Annotated in this window: 15 protein-coding genes; 4 read left to right on the plus strand and 11 right to left on the minus strand. The window is 51.5% G+C overall.

Features of this window, described 5'->3' with window-relative positions:
• Window positions 1-28: 28 nt before the first annotated feature.
• The 4 genes from ppx to purM form a co-directional block, all read right to left on the minus strand.
• A complete protein-coding gene (ppx, locus tag FQZ95_RS05645; protein WP_032184874.1) occupies window positions 29-1,570 on the minus strand; it encodes an exopolyphosphatase in 1,542 nt (513 codons plus the stop codon).
• Between the two features lie 4 nt (window positions 1,571-1,574).
• Window positions 1,575-3,641: a polyphosphate kinase 1 gene (gene ppk1 / locus FQZ95_RS05650; RefSeq protein WP_000529576.1), complete on the minus strand. Its 2,067-nt coding sequence runs from the start codon at window positions 3,639-3,641 to the stop codon at window positions 1,575-1,577.
• Window positions 3,642-3,812: 171 nt separating this feature from the next.
• Window positions 3,813-4,451, minus strand: a complete 639-nt coding sequence (gene purN, locus FQZ95_RS05655; RefSeq protein WP_088541209.1) for a phosphoribosylglycinamide formyltransferase — start codon at window positions 4,449-4,451, stop codon at window positions 3,813-3,815.
• The gene (purM, locus tag FQZ95_RS05660; RefSeq protein WP_001295474.1) at window positions 4,451-5,488 is read right to left on the minus strand and encodes a phosphoribosylformylglycinamidine cyclo-ligase; all 1,038 of its coding nucleotides are present in this window, start codon (window positions 5,486-5,488) and stop codon (window positions 4,451-4,453) included. Before purM ends, purN begins: the two co-directional genes overlap by 1 nt.
• Before the next feature lie 325 nt (window positions 5,489-5,813).
• Here purM and upp point away from each other — a divergent pair, with 325 nt between their 5' ends.
• The 3 genes from upp (at window position 5,814) to FQZ95_RS05675 (ending at window position 8,611) form a co-directional block, all read left to right on the plus strand.
• Window positions 5,814-6,440: a uracil phosphoribosyltransferase gene (gene upp, locus FQZ95_RS05665; RefSeq protein ID WP_001295473.1), complete on the plus strand. Its 627-nt coding sequence runs from the start codon at window positions 5,814-5,816 to the stop codon at window positions 6,438-6,440.
• 85 nt (window positions 6,441-6,525) lie between these two features.
• Entirely contained in the window at window positions 6,526-7,815 is a 1,290-nt protein-coding gene (uraA, locus tag FQZ95_RS05670) for a uracil permease (protein WP_000198328.1), read from the plus strand.
• A 94-nt stretch (window positions 7,816-7,909) separates the two neighbouring features.
• Window positions 7,910-8,611 carry a DnaA inactivator Hda gene (locus FQZ95_RS05675; protein WP_001307333.1) on the plus strand — a complete coding sequence of 234 codons (702 nt, stop codon included), beginning with the start codon at window positions 7,910-7,912 and terminating at the stop codon, window positions 8,609-8,611.
• A 105-nt stretch (window positions 8,612-8,716) separates the two neighbouring features.
• Here FQZ95_RS05675 and arsC read toward each other — a convergent pair whose 3' ends face one another.
• Together arsC and bepA are read right to left on the minus strand one after the other, a co-directional pair.
• Window positions 8,717-9,076, minus strand: coding sequence for an arsenate reductase (glutaredoxin) (gene arsC, locus FQZ95_RS05680; RefSeq protein ID WP_073519558.1), 360 nt, complete (start codon window positions 9,074-9,076; stop codon window positions 8,717-8,719).
• A 20-nt stretch (window positions 9,077-9,096) separates the two neighbouring features.
• Window positions 9,097-10,560, minus strand: a complete 1,464-nt coding sequence (gene bepA / locus FQZ95_RS05685) for a beta-barrel assembly-enhancing protease (protein ID WP_000489665.1) — start codon at window positions 10,558-10,560, stop codon at window positions 9,097-9,099.
• A gap of 212 nt (window positions 10,561-10,772) precedes the next feature.
• Here bepA and FQZ95_RS05690 point away from each other — a divergent pair, with 212 nt between their 5' ends.
• A complete protein-coding gene (locus tag FQZ95_RS05690; protein ID WP_000892044.1) occupies window positions 10,773-11,834 on the plus strand; it encodes an AI-2E family transporter in 1,062 nt (353 codons plus the stop codon).
• A 36-nt stretch (window positions 11,835-11,870) separates the two neighbouring features.
• On the opposite strand, the gene focB is transcribed toward FQZ95_RS05690, so the two are convergent.
• From focB to hyfH, 5 genes are read right to left on the minus strand one after another with little or no spacing between them, the layout of a single operon-like run.
• On the minus strand, window positions 11,871-12,719 hold the full coding sequence (gene focB, locus FQZ95_RS05695) for a formate transporter FocB (RefSeq protein ID WP_105288168.1): 849 nt from the start codon (window positions 12,717-12,719) through the stop codon (window positions 11,871-11,873).
• Window positions 12,720-12,740: 21 nt separating this feature from the next.
• The gene (gene hyfR / locus FQZ95_RS05700) at window positions 12,741-14,753 is read right to left on the minus strand and encodes a DNA-binding transcriptional regulator HyfR (RefSeq protein ID WP_001251517.1); all 2,013 of its coding nucleotides are present in this window, start codon (window positions 14,751-14,753) and stop codon (window positions 12,741-12,743) included.
• Window positions 14,754-14,782: 29 nt separating this feature from the next.
• Window positions 14,783-15,196, minus strand: a complete 414-nt coding sequence (gene hyfJ, locus FQZ95_RS05705) for a hydrogenase 4 assembly chaperone HyfJ (RefSeq protein WP_160529978.1) — start codon at window positions 15,194-15,196, stop codon at window positions 14,783-14,785.
• Complete coding sequence (gene hyfI, locus FQZ95_RS05710) at window positions 15,189-15,947, minus strand: hydrogenase 4 catalytic subunit HyfI (RefSeq protein ID WP_000075545.1); 759 nt, start codon at window positions 15,945-15,947, stop codon at window positions 15,189-15,191. Before hyfI ends, hyfJ begins: the two co-directional genes overlap by 8 nt.
• Complete coding sequence (gene hyfH, locus FQZ95_RS05715) at window positions 15,944-16,489, minus strand: hydrogenase 4 subunit H (RefSeq protein ID WP_000916074.1); 546 nt, start codon at window positions 16,487-16,489, stop codon at window positions 15,944-15,946. Before hyfH ends, hyfI begins: the two co-directional genes overlap by 4 nt.
• Window positions 16,490-16,496 lie beyond the last annotated feature (7 nt).

The following is a 16,496-nucleotide window of genomic DNA, read 5'->3' on the forward strand; positions in this document are numbered from 1 at the left end:
CCGACATTTCTCGTCGGCCCGCAAAGCATTAAGCAGCTATTTCAGGTGAACTTTCTTCTTCAATTTTCAATCGCCAGCCAGCCACGCCTTCCCAGTATTCTTGCTCCTTTTCCAGATCAAGCAGTACCAGTGCATTCTGACTAAACCAGTCATGCGGAAAACGCAGTGTCCAGTGACTGTCATCGGTAATCAGCGTCAATGTTGGCGGTGTGGTGGTTGCTTGACGTTGATTATTGAGTAATACGCCAAGGCGCAATAGCTGAATCAGTGGCAGGAACTGTTTCTTCTTAAACAAGGTAAAGCGCGGCAGATCGTCGAGCTTAATCGCTTTACGGTGATAGCGCACCAGCGTCGCCATCATCAACTGCTGTTCCTGATTAAAACCCGGCAAGTCGCTGTTTTGCAGAATATAAGCGGAGTGGCGATGCAAACCGCTGTGGTTGATATTCAACCCGACCTCATGCAGCATGGCGGCCCATCGCAGTAGCGCTTCCAGTTGCGGATGCGCCAGCTTCGGTTGCTGCTCCCGCCACTGTTCGTACATTTGCATAGTGGTATCCAGCACCCGTCGGGCCTGTTCACTGTCGATGTGATACTGGTTAGCCAGACTACTGGCGGTGCGACTACGCACATCCTGATGACGGAAACGTCCTTCCATTTCATACAATACACCTTCGCGTAACGCCCCATCAGAAAGGCGCAGTTCACGGATGGCTAAGGCATCAAACACACCGCATAAAATCGCCAGTCCAGGAACGAAGACTGTTTTCCGTTCTTCGGAAAGACCCGGTAAACTCAGCGATGCGAAATTACGGTGACGTAAAACTTCTTTTACCAGTTTTTCCAGACGTTCCGGGGTAATTATCCCGTCTTTCTCGCCCATTTCCATTAACACTTCATGGGCGGCTTTTATGGTACCGGAAGCGCCCATTGCCACGTTCCAGCCTTGAATGCGAAATTGCCAGGTTAAAGTTTCCAGTTTTTGTGCTGCCGCCATGCGAGCGCGCTGAAAATTCTCTTTATTGATGACCCCGCCCGGGAAATAGAGTTGGGCAAAGCTGACACAACCCATCCGGCGGCTTTCAACGAGAATCGGTTCGAAATTTTCACCAATCACCAGTTCCGTAGATCCGCCGCCAATATCAATAACCAGTTTGCGACCTTTTTCCGGCTGGGTATGTTCCACGCCCATGAAAATCAGACGGGCTTCTTCATTACCGGAAATAATTTCAATCGGGTAGGGAATGACCTTTTCCGCGCGTTTCAAAAAGTCAGTAGCATTCAACGCCTGACGCAGCGTATGGGTGCCAACAATACAAACGCTGGCAGGCGAAAATCCCTGCAAGCGTTCAGCAAACAACGATAGGCAGTTCAATCCGCGTGTGATTGCCTCTTCACTCAACATATTATCTGGCCCCAGACCGTCTGCCAGATGGACCCGCTGTTTCAGGCGACCAATAATCTGCATAGCGCCATCCACCACACGGGCAATAACCATGTGGAAACTGTTTGAACCAAGATCGACCGCAGCAAACTCCTGCGGACGAGGGGATTTGTCGTGTATTGGCATAGGGTTATTCAGGTTGTTCGAGGGATTTGATGTAATCGTAAATCGCCAACTGCGCCCGCACTTTGCGGCGGTTACCGCGGGGAACGTAGCGATTACTAAGTTCTTTATCGATATAACGCGCTTTGACCGTATCGCTGAATAAAATGTCGATGATGTCCAGTACTCGCTGCTTCAGGCGTGGATCGAGTAGTGGCGTCGCTACTTCAATACGATAATCAATATTGCGCGTCATCCAGTCGGCGGAAGAAAGATAAACCTTTTTATCGCCGCCATTTTCAAAAATATAAACCCGGTCATGTTCAAGGTAACGGTCAACAATACTGATAGCACGGATGTTATCACTAATGCCTTCCAGATTAGGGATCAGCGAACACATTCCACGAACCAGCAGATTCACCGGCACGCCGGAGCTGGAAGCCGCATACAGACGGTCGACCAGACCTTTATCGACAAGGTTATTTAGCTTTAGAGTGATACCGCTGGGCAGCCCTTGCTGCGCGTTGGCGATCTCGCGGTCCACCATCTCATACAACAAACGGCGGGAGTTTTGTGGTGACACCATTAAATAATCAAATGTCACCGGACGGTATGGGTTTTCAATAAAGTTGAACACACGCCGTACTTCGTTGGTAATGCGCGCATCAGCGGTCAGCAACGAATAGTCAGTATAAAGACGCGCGGTTTTTTCGTTAAAGTTCCCGGTCCCGATGTGTGCGTAACGCACCACTTCACCGTTTTCTTTACGTGAAATCAGGAACAGTTTGGCGTGAATTTTCAGCCCCGGCGCAGAGAAGATAACGTGCACGCCTGCTTCGGTCAGGCGCTTCGCCCAGTGAATGTTGGCTTCTTCGTCAAAACGCGCCTGTAGCTCAACCACCACGGTCACTTTTTTACCGTTGTGCGCGGCGTGGATCATCGAGTCGATGATGCGTGAATCTTTCGCCACGCGGTAAATGTTAATCTTAATCGCCAGTACGCTCGGGTCGAACGAAGCCTGACGCAGCAGTTCCAGTACATGCTCAAAAGTGTGATAAGGATAATAGAGCAGCACATCACGTTCGCGAATGGCATCAAAACCGTTGCGGAACTGGGCTTTATCGAACCAAATATGGCGTAAACGCGGCAATGGTTTGTTAACCAGATTGGCTTTGCCGACGTTGGGGAAATTAATAAAGTCTTTAAAATTGTGATAACGACCGCCGGGGACAATGGAGTCGTAGCGGGAAATAGTCAGTTTTTCACGTAATACTTCAACCAGCGCATTGGGCATATCGCGCTGATAAACAAAACGTACCGGTTCTGCGGTTAAGCGCTGCTTCAGGCTGGAAGACATCAACTCCATCAGGCTGGCTTCCATCTCGTGCACTAAATCGTACTCGGCATCGCGGGTCATCTTCATTGAATAGGCATTCAGCGCGTCATAATCAAAGAATCCTTTGAAAATATCATCAAGGCAGTAACGCAGAATGTTATCCAGAAGAATCATCGGCTTGCGTCGACGCGGCGCTTCTGGCGGTAAATTCACAAATCGCGGCACTTTATCTGATGGGATCTCAAGCAGCGCGTAACGGATGGTATCGCCACGGATAATTTCCACCGCCAGATAGGTGTAATCATCTTTCAGGAACTGCACTAAGTCAGTGTCAGGATTGATTAAAATCGGCGTAATGTGCTGACGCAGATACTGCTTAAAATAATGACGCAGCCAGTTTTGTTGATTGACGGAGAGCTGTCGTTCATTAATCAGGAAGATCTGGTTGCGCGCCATCTCCAGCAGCAGCTCGTTGTAGAGGCCGTCGAATTCCTGATCGGCTTTCAGTACCCGGGACTGAATTTTGCCCAGTAAATGGCGGGAATGAGAGTTGGAACCTTGTTCTTCGCTAATAATGATGCGTCGCTTCAGTTCAGCGAAGCGGACTTTATAGAACTCATCAAGGTTATTGGAATAGATCCCCAGGAAACGCATCCTTTCAATCAGCGGGTTAGATTTGTCCGCCGCTTCCTGAAGCACGCGTTCATTGAACGATAACCAACTGAGCTCTTTTTCGATGTATAGCTTTTCCTGACCCATTACCACTTTTACTCCGTTTTATTCACGGGACACTGCCTGGATATTATGGCGAGCAATATTGGCAGATGTCCAACTATGCCAGAAAAGGGGGAAAAAAACTGCTGGAGCTTGCGATTTACAGGTGAAATGAAAAACGCCAGCGGCAGAGCTGGCGCTTTAACTACGGGGGCATTACTCGTCGGCAGCGTAGCCCTGCGGCGGCAGACGTTGACCATCCAGCCACGCGGCGTTATCGTGCATTTTCAGACGACCATCGGCAAACCAGCTAATCACCAGTGGATAAATAGCGTGTTCCTGAGTTTGCACGCGGGCGGTAATTTCATCTTCAGTATCACCAGCAAATACCGGAACTTTAGCCTGTAAAACAACCGGGCCACCATCCAGTTCATCGGTGACGAAATGCACCGATGTGCCGTGTTCCTCATCGCCATTTTCAAGCGCCTGACGATGGGTGTGCAAACCGGGATATTTTGGCAGCAGAGAAGGGTGGATGTTCAGCAAGCGCCCGGCATAGTGGGAGACAAATGTCGGGCTGAGAATGCGCATAAAACCAGCCAGCACGACTACATCGGGTGCGTACATGTCGATTTCATGAGTTAACTCCCGGTCATAGGCTTCACGACTGTCAAACGCGCTGGCGATGAGCGTATGGGTAGCAATACCCGTCTGGCGGGCGCGTTCAAGGCCGAACGCGTCGGCCTTATTGCTGAAAACTGCCCGTACGGTGCCTTTAATTTTATTGGTTTTGCAGGCGTCAATAATTGCCTGCAAATTACTTCCGTTGCCGGAAATAAGCACCACAATATTCATTATTCGATAACCACGCGTTGTTCGGAATCAGAGGCTTTGATGATACCGATTTTCCACGCGTTTTCACCGTTGGCATTGAGCAGGGCGAGGGCTTTGTCCACTTCCGGAGCAGGCAGGGCAATAATCATCCCGACGCCGCAGTTGAAGGTGCGATACATTTCATGGCGCTCAACGTTACCTGCCGTTTGCAGCCAGTTGAACACTTCCGGCCACTGCCAGGAAGATTCATCAATCACTGCCTGGGTATTATCTGGCAATACGCGCGGAATGTTTTCCCAGAAGCCGCCGCCGGTCAGGTGCGCAATAGCATGCACATCGACCTTTTCAATCAACTCCAGCACGGACTTCACGTAAATGCGGGTTGGTGCCAGCAGATGATCGGCTAATGGCTTACCATCAAGTTCGGTGGTTTGCGGATCACAACCGCTGACTTCAAGAATTTTGCGCACCAGCGAATAGCCGTTCGAGTGCGGACCGCTGGAGCCGAGTGCAATCAGCACATCGCCATCGCTGACTTTAGAGCCGTCGATGATTTCTGATTTTTCTACCACGCCAACGCAGAAACCAGCGACATCGTAATCTTCACCGTGATACATCCCCGGCATTTCTGCCGTTTCGCCACCCACAAGCGAACAGCCCGATTGCAGACAACCTTCAGCGATGCCGCTGATCACCGCTGAAGCGGTATCAACATCCAGTTTTCCGGTTGCGTAATAGTCGAGGAAAAAGAGGGGTTCCGCGCCTTGTACTACCAGATCGTTAACACACATGGCGACCAGATCGATACCAATGGTGTCGTGACGTTTTAAGTCCATCGCCAGACGCAGCTTGGTGCCAACGCCATCAGTGCCGGAAACCAGCACGGGTTCACGATATTTTTGCGGCAATGCACACAGCGCACCGAAGCCGCCCAGACCGCCCATCACTTCCGGACGACGCGTTTTCTTCACTACGCCTTTGATTCTTCCAACCAGAGCATTACCCGCGTCAATATCAACACCGGCATCTTTGTAGCTAAGAGAGGTTTTATCGGTCACTGCTTGGGTCCCCACGCGTTACTTGCGGTAGAAAAATAAAAATTCGGCGCAATTCTAACAGGGAAAGCAAACGTTTGCGAGACTGCTTTACACAACCTTTTTGCACGTCTTTTCCCCAGGCGCGCGGCGAAAGAATACTTGTACCAGGGCAAAGGATCGTTTTCGGATGGAATAATCTTCTTTCATAACCATTTGAATACAAAATAACTTTATCTCAAACCGTTATCATTTTGACTAAAGTCAACGAAAATAATATTGCCGCCTTGAAGAAAGGAGGTATAATCCGTCGATTTTTTTTGTGGCTGCCCCTCAAAGGAGAAAGAGTATGAAGATCGTGGAAGTCAAACACCCACTCGTCAAACACAAGCTGGGACTGATGCGTGAGCAAGATATCAGCACCAAGCGCTTTCGCGAACTCGCTTCCGAAGTGGGTAGCCTGCTGACTTACGAAGCGACCGCCGACCTCGAAACGGAAAAAGTAACTATCGAAGGCTGGAACGGCCCGGTAGAAATCGATCAGATCAAAGGTAAGAAAATTACCGTGGTGCCAATTTTACGTGCCGGTCTGGGGATGATGGACGGTGTGCTGGAAAACGTTCCGAGCGCGCGCATCAGCGTTGTCGGCATGTACCGTAATGAAGAAACGCTGGAGCCGGTACCGTACTTCCAGAAACTGGTTTCAAACATCGATGAGCGTATGGCGCTGATCGTTGACCCAATGCTGGCAACCGGCGGTTCCGTTATCGCGACCATCGACCTGCTGAAAAAAGCAGGCTGCAGCAGCATTAAAGTGCTGGTACTGGTAGCTGCGCCAGAAGGTATTGCTGCGCTGGAAAAAGCGCACCCGGACGTCGAACTGTATACTGCATCGATTGACCAGGGACTGAACGAGCACGGATACATTATTCCGGGCCTCGGCGATGCCGGTGATAAAATCTTTGGTACGAAATAAAGAATAAAAATAATTAAAGCCGACTTTAAGAGTCGGCTTTTTTTTGAGTAAAGCGCCTATAACACATAATACAGAGGATAATACTATGACGCGCCGTGCTATCGGGGTGAGTGAAAGACCGCCACTTTTACAGACAATCCCGCTTAGTTTGCAACATTTGTTCGCCATGTTTGGTGCAACCGTCCTGGTGCCCGTCTTATTTCATATTAACCCGGCGACTGTACTGTTATTTAACGGTATAGGAACGCTGCTGTATCTCTTCATCTGTAAAGGGAAAATCCCGGCTTATCTTGGTTCAAGTTTTGCCTTTATTTCGCCAGTATTGTTACTGTTGCCGTTGGGTTATGAAGTCGCGCTGGGCGGCTTTATTATGTGCGGCGTGCTGTTCTGCCTGGTTTCTTTTATCGTGAAGAAAGCGGGGACCGGCTGGCTGGACGTGCTGTTTCCACCTGCGGCAATGGGCGCAATCGTTGCTGTCATCGGTCTGGAGTTGGCGGGCGTAGCTGCCGGTATGGCAGGTTTACTCCCGGCTGAAGGGCAAACGCCAGACTCCAAAACCATCATTATCTCCATTACCACGCTGGCAGTCACGGTTTTAGGTTCCGTGCTGTTTCGTGGTTTCCTGGCAATTATCCCGATTTTAATTGGCGTGCTGGTGGGCTACGCGCTCTCTTTCGCAATGGGAATTGTCGATACCACGCCGATTATTAATGCTCACTGGTTTGCGCTGCCAACTCTCTATACGCCGCGCTTCGAGTGGTTTGCCATTCTGACTATTCTGCCAGCGGCGTTAGTGGTTATTGCCGAACACGTAGGGCACCTGGTAGTAACGGCTAATATCGTCAAAAAAGATCTGCTGCGCGATCCAGGTCTGCACCGTTCGATGTTTGCTAACGGCTTGTCGACCGTGATCTCCGGCTTCTTTGGCTCCACGCCAAACACCACCTACGGGGAAAACATTGGCGTTATGGCGATCACCCGCGTTTACAGTACCTGGGTTATCGGTGGGGCGGCGATTTTCGCTATCCTGCTTTCCTGCGTCGGTAAACTGGCTGCTGCTATCCAGATGATCCCATTGCCGGTGATGGGCGGCGTTTCGCTGCTGCTTTATGGTGTTATCGGTGCTTCCGGTATTCGTGTTTTGATCGAATCGAAAGTGGATTACAACAAAGCACAGAACCTGATCCTGACTTCTGTCATTTTGATCATCGGTGTCAGTGGCGCGAAGGTAAACATCGGCGCGGCGGAGCTGAAAGGTATGGCGCTGGCGACCATCGTCGGTATCGGCTTAAGTTTGATCTTCAAACTGATTAGTGTGCTGCGCCCTGAAGAAGTGGTGCTGGACGCAGAAGACGCGGATATAACAGACAAATAATGTACCGACCGGGCAGTGTTGCTGCCCGGTTCAAACATCATGGGATTCTGTGGTAAACTTCTCGCGATTTTGTGAAATCCTGGTTGAGGTATCTCTGAACACACCGGCACAGCTCTCTTTGCCACTTTATCTTCCTGACGACGAAACCTTTGCAAGTTTCTGGCCGGGGGATAACTCCTCTTTACTGGCCGCGCTGCAAAACGTGCTGCGTCAGGAACATAGCGGTTACATCTATCTCTGGGCACGCGAAGGCGCGGGGCGCAGCCATCTGCTGCACGCGGCTTGCGCGGAATTGTCGCAGCGTGGCGATGCGGTGGGCTATGTCCCGCTGGATAAACGCACCTGGTTTGTTCCGGAAGTGCTCGACGGTATGGAGCATTTGTCGCTGGTCTGTATCGACAACATTGAGTGTATTGCAGGCGATGAGTTGTGGGAGATGGCGATTTTCGATCTCTACAATCGAATTCTGGAATCGGGTAAAACACGGTTGTTAATCACCGGCGATCGTCCACCGCGGCAGTTGAATCTGGGATTACCGGATCTCGCGTCGCGACTCGACTGGGGGCAGATCTACAAATTGCAGCCACTTTCTGATGAAGATAAGTTGCAGGCGCTACAGTTACGCGCGCGTTTGCGTGGTTTTGAACTGCCGGAAGATGTGGGGCGTTTCTTGCTGAAGCGGCTCGACAGAGAAATGCGCACGTTATTTATGACGTTGGATCAGTTGGATCGTGCGTCGATTACCGCGCAACGTAAGCTGACCATTCCGTTTGTGAAAGAAATTCTGAAACTGTAGACAAGACGTTTATCGTCGGATGCGCGCCCATTGTATTCGTAGGCCGGATAAGACGCGGCAAGCGTCGTATCCGGCAATGTGCTTCAACTAGCGATGGAGCACTTCTTAACCCACGATTTCCAGCACCTGCTCCGGTGGACGACCAATTCGCGCTTTGCCATTCGCGACCACAATCGGGCGCTCCATTAGCTTCGGATTATCCACCATTGCCTGAATCAGCGCCTCTTCGCTAAGCGAACTGTCAGTCAGGTTCAGCTCTTTATAAAGATCCTCTTTCTGGCGCATCAACTCACGGGCACTATTCATCCCCAGCATTTTAAGCAAATCGCGCAGCGTTGCCGCATCGGCGGGTGTCTCAAGGTAGAGCACCACTTCTGGCTCCACGCCGTTTTCTTTCAGCAGGTTCAGCGTTTCCCGGCTCTTTGAACAGCGTGGATTATGGTAGATTTTTACCTGTTTGGTCATGGTTCTTCCTTTAATGCGAATTACATCTTGGTATAAGGCTTAAAGCGTTCCTGCAGCTGGCGCAACTGGTCGATGCGCGCATCGTAACGTGCTTGTTGCAGGCTGCCTAATTTCACCTGCGAACTGGCGCTGCTCAACAGGGAAATGGCCTGATCGAGTCGCCCGGCGAGCGCATAACCTTCTGCTCGCGCTGCCAGTTCCTGATCGCGGTTATTTAGTGCGGCTTCCGCCTGTGCCAGTAAATCCCAGCCGTTGCTGTCATCTTTATTGTTAAAAGTGTAGCGATTCAGAATATTGGCCGCTTCCTGTGGTTGCCCCCCTTGCAGATAAGCGTTCGCCAGGTTGAGCTGCAACACCGGATTGGTGCGCAAATCGCGGGCATTTTTCAGGCGATTGATAGCGTCATTGGCTTTGTTTTGCCCAAGATCGATATCGGTAGCCAGATCGAGATACCATGCGTTGCCAGGTTCTGCCGCCAGTAACGGTTGCAGCGTTTTACGCGCTTCGTCGTATTTATTGGCTTCCATCGCCTGTAAAGCACGACCATATTGCGCCGCTCGTTGCTGACGAACGTTTCCTTTCGCCCATTCATCCAGCAAATCACTGGTGAGCTGATTACGTCCGGAATTATACATCCCCAGTGTGCGCGCTTTCGCCAGATAGAAATCCTCCGACGACTGCACCACCATCGGGCGCATCTGATTAGCACGGTTGCGGGCATCTGCCAGACGACTTTCCGGCAATGGGTGAGTCAATAAAATTTCCGGCGGACGCGAGGAGTAACGCGCCTGATCGAGCAATTTTTCGAGGAAGGTCGGCATCGCCTGCGGATCGAATCCTGAGCGTTGCAGTACCTGAATACCAATGCGATCCGCTTCCTGTTCATTTTGCTGGGTGAAGCTGATCATCCCCTGGCGCGTTCCCGCCAGTGTACCGGTCAGCGCTGCCATCCCCGCCTGCGGACTGGCCATCGCCAGTAAAATAGAACCTAACGCGCCGACCCAGGTCAGCGGCGCGCTGCGCTGTTGATCTTCCATCGCTCGTGCCAGGTGACGTTGGGTGACGTGGGAGATTTCGTGCGCCATAACTGAAGCCAGTTGGCTTTCGTTATCGGAATAACGGAACAGGGCAGAGTGCAGCACCACGTTGCCGCCAAAGAAAGCAAAGGCGTTAATTTCGTCGTTATTGATCAAAAAGAAATGGAACGGCGTCTTAACCGAATTGGCATGCGAAACCAGACGCATCCCCAGCGAATTAATGTACTGCGTTAACAACGGGTCATTAATTAACGGCGCACTGCCGCGTAATTGGCGGACATAATAGTCGCCCATCTGCATTTCCTGACCAATGGAAAGCGTGCTTCCTGCGGAGGTTCCCATATCCGGCAAGGTGTCTGCGCTATCGGCAAACGCCGGGGCTACCTGACCGATAGTCATAGCAGCAATGAGGGTAGCAACCAGGTTTTTTTTCAACTGCCTGAACATAACCTCTGTCCTGTGTTTCTGGAGATAGTCATTTGACCGATACTGTGAAATATCGTTCCCACCGCGCCGCCTTTGAGTGTAACGGCGAAGATTAGCCCACTCAAATGACTTTTCAGTTTCCTGAATCCGTCATAAAAAGCGAAGTCTTTTTTGTGACATTTCGATACAATTGCGGATCACAATCCCGCTCTTGAGGTTCAGGGAAGGTCTTTATGCTCGAAATGTTGATGCAATGGTATCGCCGCCGTTTTAGCGACCCGGAAGCGATTGCCTTGCTGGTTATTTTAGTTGCCGGATTTGGCATTATTTTTTTCTTTAGTGGCCTGCTTGCTCCGCTGTTGGTGGCTATTGTGCTGGCCTATTTGCTGGAATGGCCAACCGTGCGCCTGCAATCTATTGGCTGCTCCCGCCGCTGGGCGACGTCGATTGTATTGGTGGTTTTCGTCGGTATATTGCTATTGATGGCGTTCGTGGTACTGCCTATCGCCTGGCAGCAGGGCATCTACTTAATTCGCGATATGCCGGGGATGCTCAATAAGCTTTCTGACTTTGCCGCCACGTTGCCGCGCCGCTATCCGGCGTTGATGGATGCGGGCATTATTGATGCAATGGCCGAAAATATGCGCAGTCGGATGCTGACCATGGGCGATTCGGTGGTGAAAATTTCCCTCGCCTCGCTGGTCGGTTTGCTGACCATTGCCGTCTATCTGGTGCTGGTACCATTGATGGTCTTCTTCCTGCTGAAAGACAAAGAGCAGATGCTGAACGCCGTTCGTCGGGTGCTGCCGCGTAACCGTGGTCTGGCAGGCCAGGTGTGGAAGGAGATGAATCAGCAAATCACTAACTATATCCGTGGGAAAGTGCTGGAGATGATCGTGGTGGGGATTGCCACCTGGCTGGGGTTCTTACTCTTCGGTCTGAACTATTCGTTGCTGCTGGCGGTGCTGGTCGGCTTCTCGGTACTTATTCCGTACATTGGTGCATTTGTGGTGACCATTCCGGTGGTTGGCGTGGCGCTATTCCAGTTTGGTGCTGGCACGGAATTCTGGAGCTGCTTCGCGGTGTATCTGATCATTCAGGCGCTGGACGGCAACCTGTTAGTACCTGTGTTGTTCTCCGAAGCGGTTAACCTGCATCCGCTGGTCATTATTTTATCAGTAGTGATCTTCGGTGGTTTGTGGGGATTCTGGGGCGTATTCTTCGCCATTCCATTGGCGACGCTGATCAAAGCCGTGATTCACGCCTGGCCCGATGGGCAAATCGCGCAAGAATAATCTTCAGCCCGACGAACTGTTTCGCCGGGCTGATTTTTAGGGTTCCTGACGTAAATAAATAGCCCGATAACAAATACTCACCAGCACTGCACCGCCGATAATATTACCCAGCATCACCGGGAGCAGATTGGCGGTAATAAAATGGCTGACCGTCAGTGCCGGAAAATTGTCTGCGCTACTGTGCGCCAGTTGCCAGAAGGAGGTAGGGGCGAAATGGCGAATGGCAATGGCGAACGGAATCACAAACAAATTGGCGATACAGTGCTCAAAGCCACTGGCGACAAACAGGGTGATGGGCAAAATCATGGCGACGATTTTGTCGCATAATGAACGTCCGCAATAACTCATCCACAGCGCCAGACAAACCATCAGATTGCACATAATGCCGAGGCTGACTGATTCAGTAAATGTATGATGCATTTTGCCCTCGGCGCAGTGTAAAACCGCGACTCCCCACATCGCGTTTTCACTCATCACCAGCCCGGAAAACCAGATTAACAAACTGAAACAGGCAATACCTGCCAGATTACCGCAGGCCACCAGAAGTGCATTAATCAGCCATGTTCGCAAGCTAATAACGCCCCGACTTTTTGCCATCACCGTCATTACCGACGAGGTGAACAGGCTGGTGCCGCAAACCGCCAGCAAAATAAAGCCGAGTGTAAAGCAAAGGCCACCCACCAGATGGGTTAATGCCTGTGAAGACGGGGCATCGGCGATAACGGTAAGGTAAAAAGTAAATCCGATCGCCATAAACACGCCTGCGGACATCGCCATTAAAAAGACCGACACTTTGCTGCGGGCAATTTTATGGGCGGCAATCCGTTCAGCGATTGCCGCTTTTCTGGCGCTCAACTGCAAGTCGAAAGAGAGTTTGTTTCTCATGCATACTCCTGCAAAAACAGATTACAACACCTCGCGAACCGAGATCCCCAGCCGCTGCATTCGTGATAGCAGCGTGGTGCGCTTCATCCCTAATCGCGTCGCCGCGCCACGGGGCCCGGCAACAATGCCATTGGTTTCTCGCAATACCTGAACAATGCGCTGACGTTCTTCTTCGTCGTTTTCTGGCGTCGTCGGGTTCAGCAACTGCGCCATTGAACGGCGAAGCGCCGAATTTTCATTTAACGTTGGCAGTAAACGGCTTTGGCGGACATTAAGATGTAAATTCAGACTGTTACCGCGAGTCAGTAATACCGCTCGCTCAATCACGTTTTCCAGCTCGCGCACGTTGCCCGGCCAGTCCCACGACATCAACTGGCGTAGCGCTTCTGTTGGAATGGCATCAATTGTGCGATTCATATGGCGAGCCATTTTTTGTGTAAAATGTTTTGCTAAAAGAGGGATATCTTCCGGACGGTCGCGTAGCGGCGGCAATTCCAGTGGAAAGACGTTAAGTCGATAAAAGAGATCGCTGCGAAACTGGCGATCTTCTACCATTTGCCACAAATCACGGTTGGTGGCGGCAATGACTCTGACATTCACCGGGATCGTTCTACTCCCACCGAGACGCTCAATTTCCCGCTCCTGTAATACGCGTAGCAGTTTGGGCTGAAGTTCTAACGGCAGATCGCCAATTTCATCGAGAAATAACGTGCCGCCATCGGCAATTTCAAAACGACCACGATGAGTGTTAATCGCGCCAGTAAATGCCCCTTTGTCGTGACCGAATAACTCACTTTCCAGAAGACTGGCGGGGATAGCGGCGCAGTTGATTTTGACCAGCGGCTTGTCGCGTCGCGGGCTCAGTTGATGGATCGCCCTGGCGATCACCTCTTTGCCGGTTCCGGTTTCACCACAAATCAACACCGTACTGTCGCTCTTCGCCACAATATCTACCTGCTGGAGTAAATCTTCCATTGCCTGGCTTTGGTAGATAATGTCACCGACGCCCAGATTCGAAAGGAGCTGCTCGCTAAGCTGGTGGTTTTCTTGCTGCAAGCTTTCCTGCAAATCGGTCATGCTGCGCCAGGCATCGGCATTGCCAACGGCAATAGCGATGCGATCGGCAATATGTTGTAGTAGCTGGCAGTTTTCCTCACTAAAGAGAGTGGGAGAGGTATGCGCCAGCAACAATGCACCCGGTGTATGGTTGCCAAAGGTGAGCGGTATAAGGAGCGCAGATTCGCAGCCGTTAGATGCAAGTAAGTGTAATAACGGGTCGCGTTGCCAGAGAAACAGATCGTCTGCACGGTGCGTCAAGGTCGGTTGTCGGGTTTGTAGCGTTTGTGTCAGCAATACACTTTCGCCAGGCATACAGCGTGGCAGACACGCACAATGTGAGGCAGAAAGATCGCTGCACCACAGGCTGAACTTCTCGTTCTTTCGATGATCGCCCAGTACCATACTGACTGAAGCCAGACCGAAAAAATGATGGATCTCACGAGCGACGTCAGCGATCAGATCGTCGAGATCAAGATGTGACAACACTGCATTAGTGATATCCACCAGTACCCGATGATGATCGCGATCTTTCTCCAGCAAACGCAGCGCCACCTGCTGTTCTTCATCATTGAGCCATGATTGCAGAACCGGAGTGATTATGTGTGCCAGCCAGTTAAACAGTGTGCAATCCTGGGGAGTAAAACGACTGCCGTGGGTGCGAATAAAGCGTAGCTCCGCCATTCCACTACTGCCGAGAAGGACGGCGTGGCGCGAATAATCGACCATCTCGCCCTGATACTCTGTTGTTGCCGTCACATCGCTGCCATCATCATGGTAGCGGTAATAGAAGTTGCTTTTGAGAACATGCAGTTCAATAAGTTGTACCGGGCTGAACGGCGGCGGCAGCGGGATGAAGGCGCGTAATAAAGACGCCTTGCCGTGTTTCTGCGCTAACCGCTCCGCGAGCATTCCGTTTACCGCTTCAATTGTTATTCCTTGTGGCGGGGCAAACATCGCCTCGTCTGACATAGCCATCAACAGTCCTTATTAATGAGAAATCCTTCTCACGCAATTTTTCTGGCCATCAGATAGATGGCCGGTTCCTGCACAATTTCATCCAACAGATGAATGAAATGAATGCTACGCGCCTGCCACACAGACGTCGCGTCATCTGCCAGTGGCGCGAATGCCCGGGTCAACAGGGCGGTGTGGCTGGCGTCAATAACAATCTCACCAAAGGTCATCACCCCCAGCATCTTACGTCGGGCTTGCTCCTCTTCGACCTGTGCAAGCCAATCTTCGTATTCCGTCTGTGGGCAGCGGAAGGCGACATTCAGACAATCAATCACGCCAACGTGATGACCGATAGCCAACGAGTAATACATTACCTGGGAGCTGTGTTCCGGCATCTCGTCGCTACTGGCGATAAATTTTTTTCGCAGCGTCCAGAAAACAATTTCCCCGCACTCCTCAGCCATGTAACCCCCGGAGAACGCGAAAGAGTTGCTGAACGATACTATTGAGACGCGGATCGTCGGCTTCGCGCAACCAGGTGTTAACCCGATTTCCTGTAGGATCGTCGCTTAAATGGCGCAGGAGCCGATCGCAAATTTCTCGCCCCTGACGATAGCCCGCCAGCCGCCTCGCTTCTCGCTCAATGGCGATACGCTGTGATGGCGGGATATGCGGCCACAGCGGTTGCATGGTCACCCCGGTGGGATCGCGATAATCCACCGCGTGAATCTTCTGTTGTAGCAAACCGAGCGCCACGGCGAAACCGTGAATGGTGGCGGCCGGTGTTGGCGGGCAGCCGGGGATCCAAACATCAATGGGGACAATGGTGTCGCTGCCGCCCCAGACGCTGTAAAGATCGTGGAAAATACCGCCGCCGACACCGCACGCGCCGTAGGAAACACAGATTTTATGATCGGGGGCAGACTCATATGCCCGAAGTGCAGGCATACGCATCGCCCGGGTGACTGCGCCAGTAAATAACAAAATATCGGCGTGACGAGGTGATGAAACAACCTTAATGCCAAAACGTTCTGCGTCGAATACTGGTGTGATGGCGGCAAAAATTTCGATTTCGCAGGCGTTGCAGCCGCCGCAATCGACGCGATAAACGTAGGCCGAGCGACGGATATCCTGTAACAAATGCTGCTTCATCTTTTGCGTTTGTTCGTCCAGCGTGATGGGCTGGCTGACATGTTGCGTAAGCACTGGACTCATAGCTGCTCCTTAGCCACCAGCGGTTCATCTGTGTCGTCGTTGATCAGCGTCGCGCGTTGTTTGCATTCCGGGCAGACGCTCGCTTGCGCCCACAACATTTCGCGGTTTTGTGGTGCATTTTGTTGCTGTGCCAACAGTTCTGCAGCCAGTGCGACGGTTTTTTGCGGGGCAAACGGGCGTTCGCAACGGCTGCAACGTTGTAGATGGAACGTCGCGCGGGTATAGAGATCGGCTTTATTGGTGACGGTCAGTTCAAAGTTATTGGTAAGCTGAATGGCTCTGGTCGGGCACACTTCTTCACAACGTCCGCAGTAAATACAACGCCCCAGATAGAGCTGCCAGGTGCGCGTATTTTGCTGGTCGTCGGTCTGGATAGTCAGCGCATTTGCCGGACAAGCACAGGCGCAGGCACCGCAGGCAATACATTGGCTGGGCATCAGGTCAGGTTTCCCGCGAAAGCCTGGGCTGACCTCCAGTGGCGCGAAGGGATATTTCACCGTCGCGGTTCCGGCGCGCATAATAGTTTTCAGTAACTTCAGCATTTTCTGT

The sequence above is a fragment of the Escherichia sp. HH41S genome, assembly GCF_009820115.1.
Classification (GTDB): Bacteria; Pseudomonadota; Gammaproteobacteria; order Enterobacterales; family Enterobacteriaceae; genus Escherichia; species Escherichia coli_F.

What these genes read in the sequence shown, in the direction of transcription:
- ppx (WP_032184874.1), bottom strand. Translation starts at nt 1,570, where the DNA reads ATGCCAATACACGACAAATCCCCTCGTCCGCAGGAGTTTGCTGCGGTC.
- ppk1 (WP_000529576.1), bottom strand. Translation starts at nt 3,641, where the DNA reads ATGGGTCAGGAAAAGCTATACATCGAAAAAGAGCTCAGTTGGTTATCG.
- purN (WP_088541209.1), bottom strand. Translation starts at nt 4,451, where the DNA reads ATGAATATTGTGGTGCTTATTTCCGGCAACGGAAGTAATTTGCAGGCA.
- upp (WP_001295473.1), top strand. Translation starts at nt 5,814, where the DNA reads ATGAAGATCGTGGAAGTCAAACACCCACTCGTCAAACACAAGCTGGGA.
- uraA (WP_000198328.1), top strand. Translation starts at nt 6,526, where the DNA reads ATGACGCGCCGTGCTATCGGGGTGAGTGAAAGACCGCCACTTTTACAG.
- arsC (WP_073519558.1), bottom strand. Translation starts at nt 9,076, where the DNA reads ATGACCAAACAGGTAAAAATCTACCATAATCCACGCTGTTCAAAGAGC.
- bepA (WP_000489665.1), bottom strand. Translation starts at nt 10,560, where the DNA reads ATGTTCAGGCAGTTGAAAAAAAACCTGGTTGCTACCCTCATTGCTGCT.
- FQZ95_RS05690 (WP_000892044.1), top strand. Translation starts at nt 10,773, where the DNA reads ATGCTCGAAATGTTGATGCAATGGTATCGCCGCCGTTTTAGCGACCCG.
- focB (WP_105288168.1), bottom strand. Translation starts at nt 12,719, where the DNA reads ATGAGAAACAAACTCTCTTTCGACTTGCAGTTGAGCGCCAGAAAAGCG.
- hyfR (WP_001251517.1), bottom strand. Translation starts at nt 14,753, where the DNA reads ATGGCTATGTCAGACGAGGCGATGTTTGCCCCGCCACAAGGAATAACA.
- hyfJ (WP_160529978.1), bottom strand. Translation starts at nt 15,196, where the DNA reads ATGGCTGAGGAGTGCGGGGAAATTGTTTTCTGGACGCTGCGAAAAAAA.
- hyfI (WP_000075545.1), bottom strand. Translation starts at nt 15,947, where the DNA reads ATGAGTCCAGTGCTTACGCAACATGTCAGCCAGCCCATCACGCTGGAC.
- hyfH (WP_000916074.1), bottom strand. Translation starts at nt 16,489, where the DNA reads ATGCTGAAGTTACTGAAAACTATTATGCGCGCCGGAACCGCGACGGTG.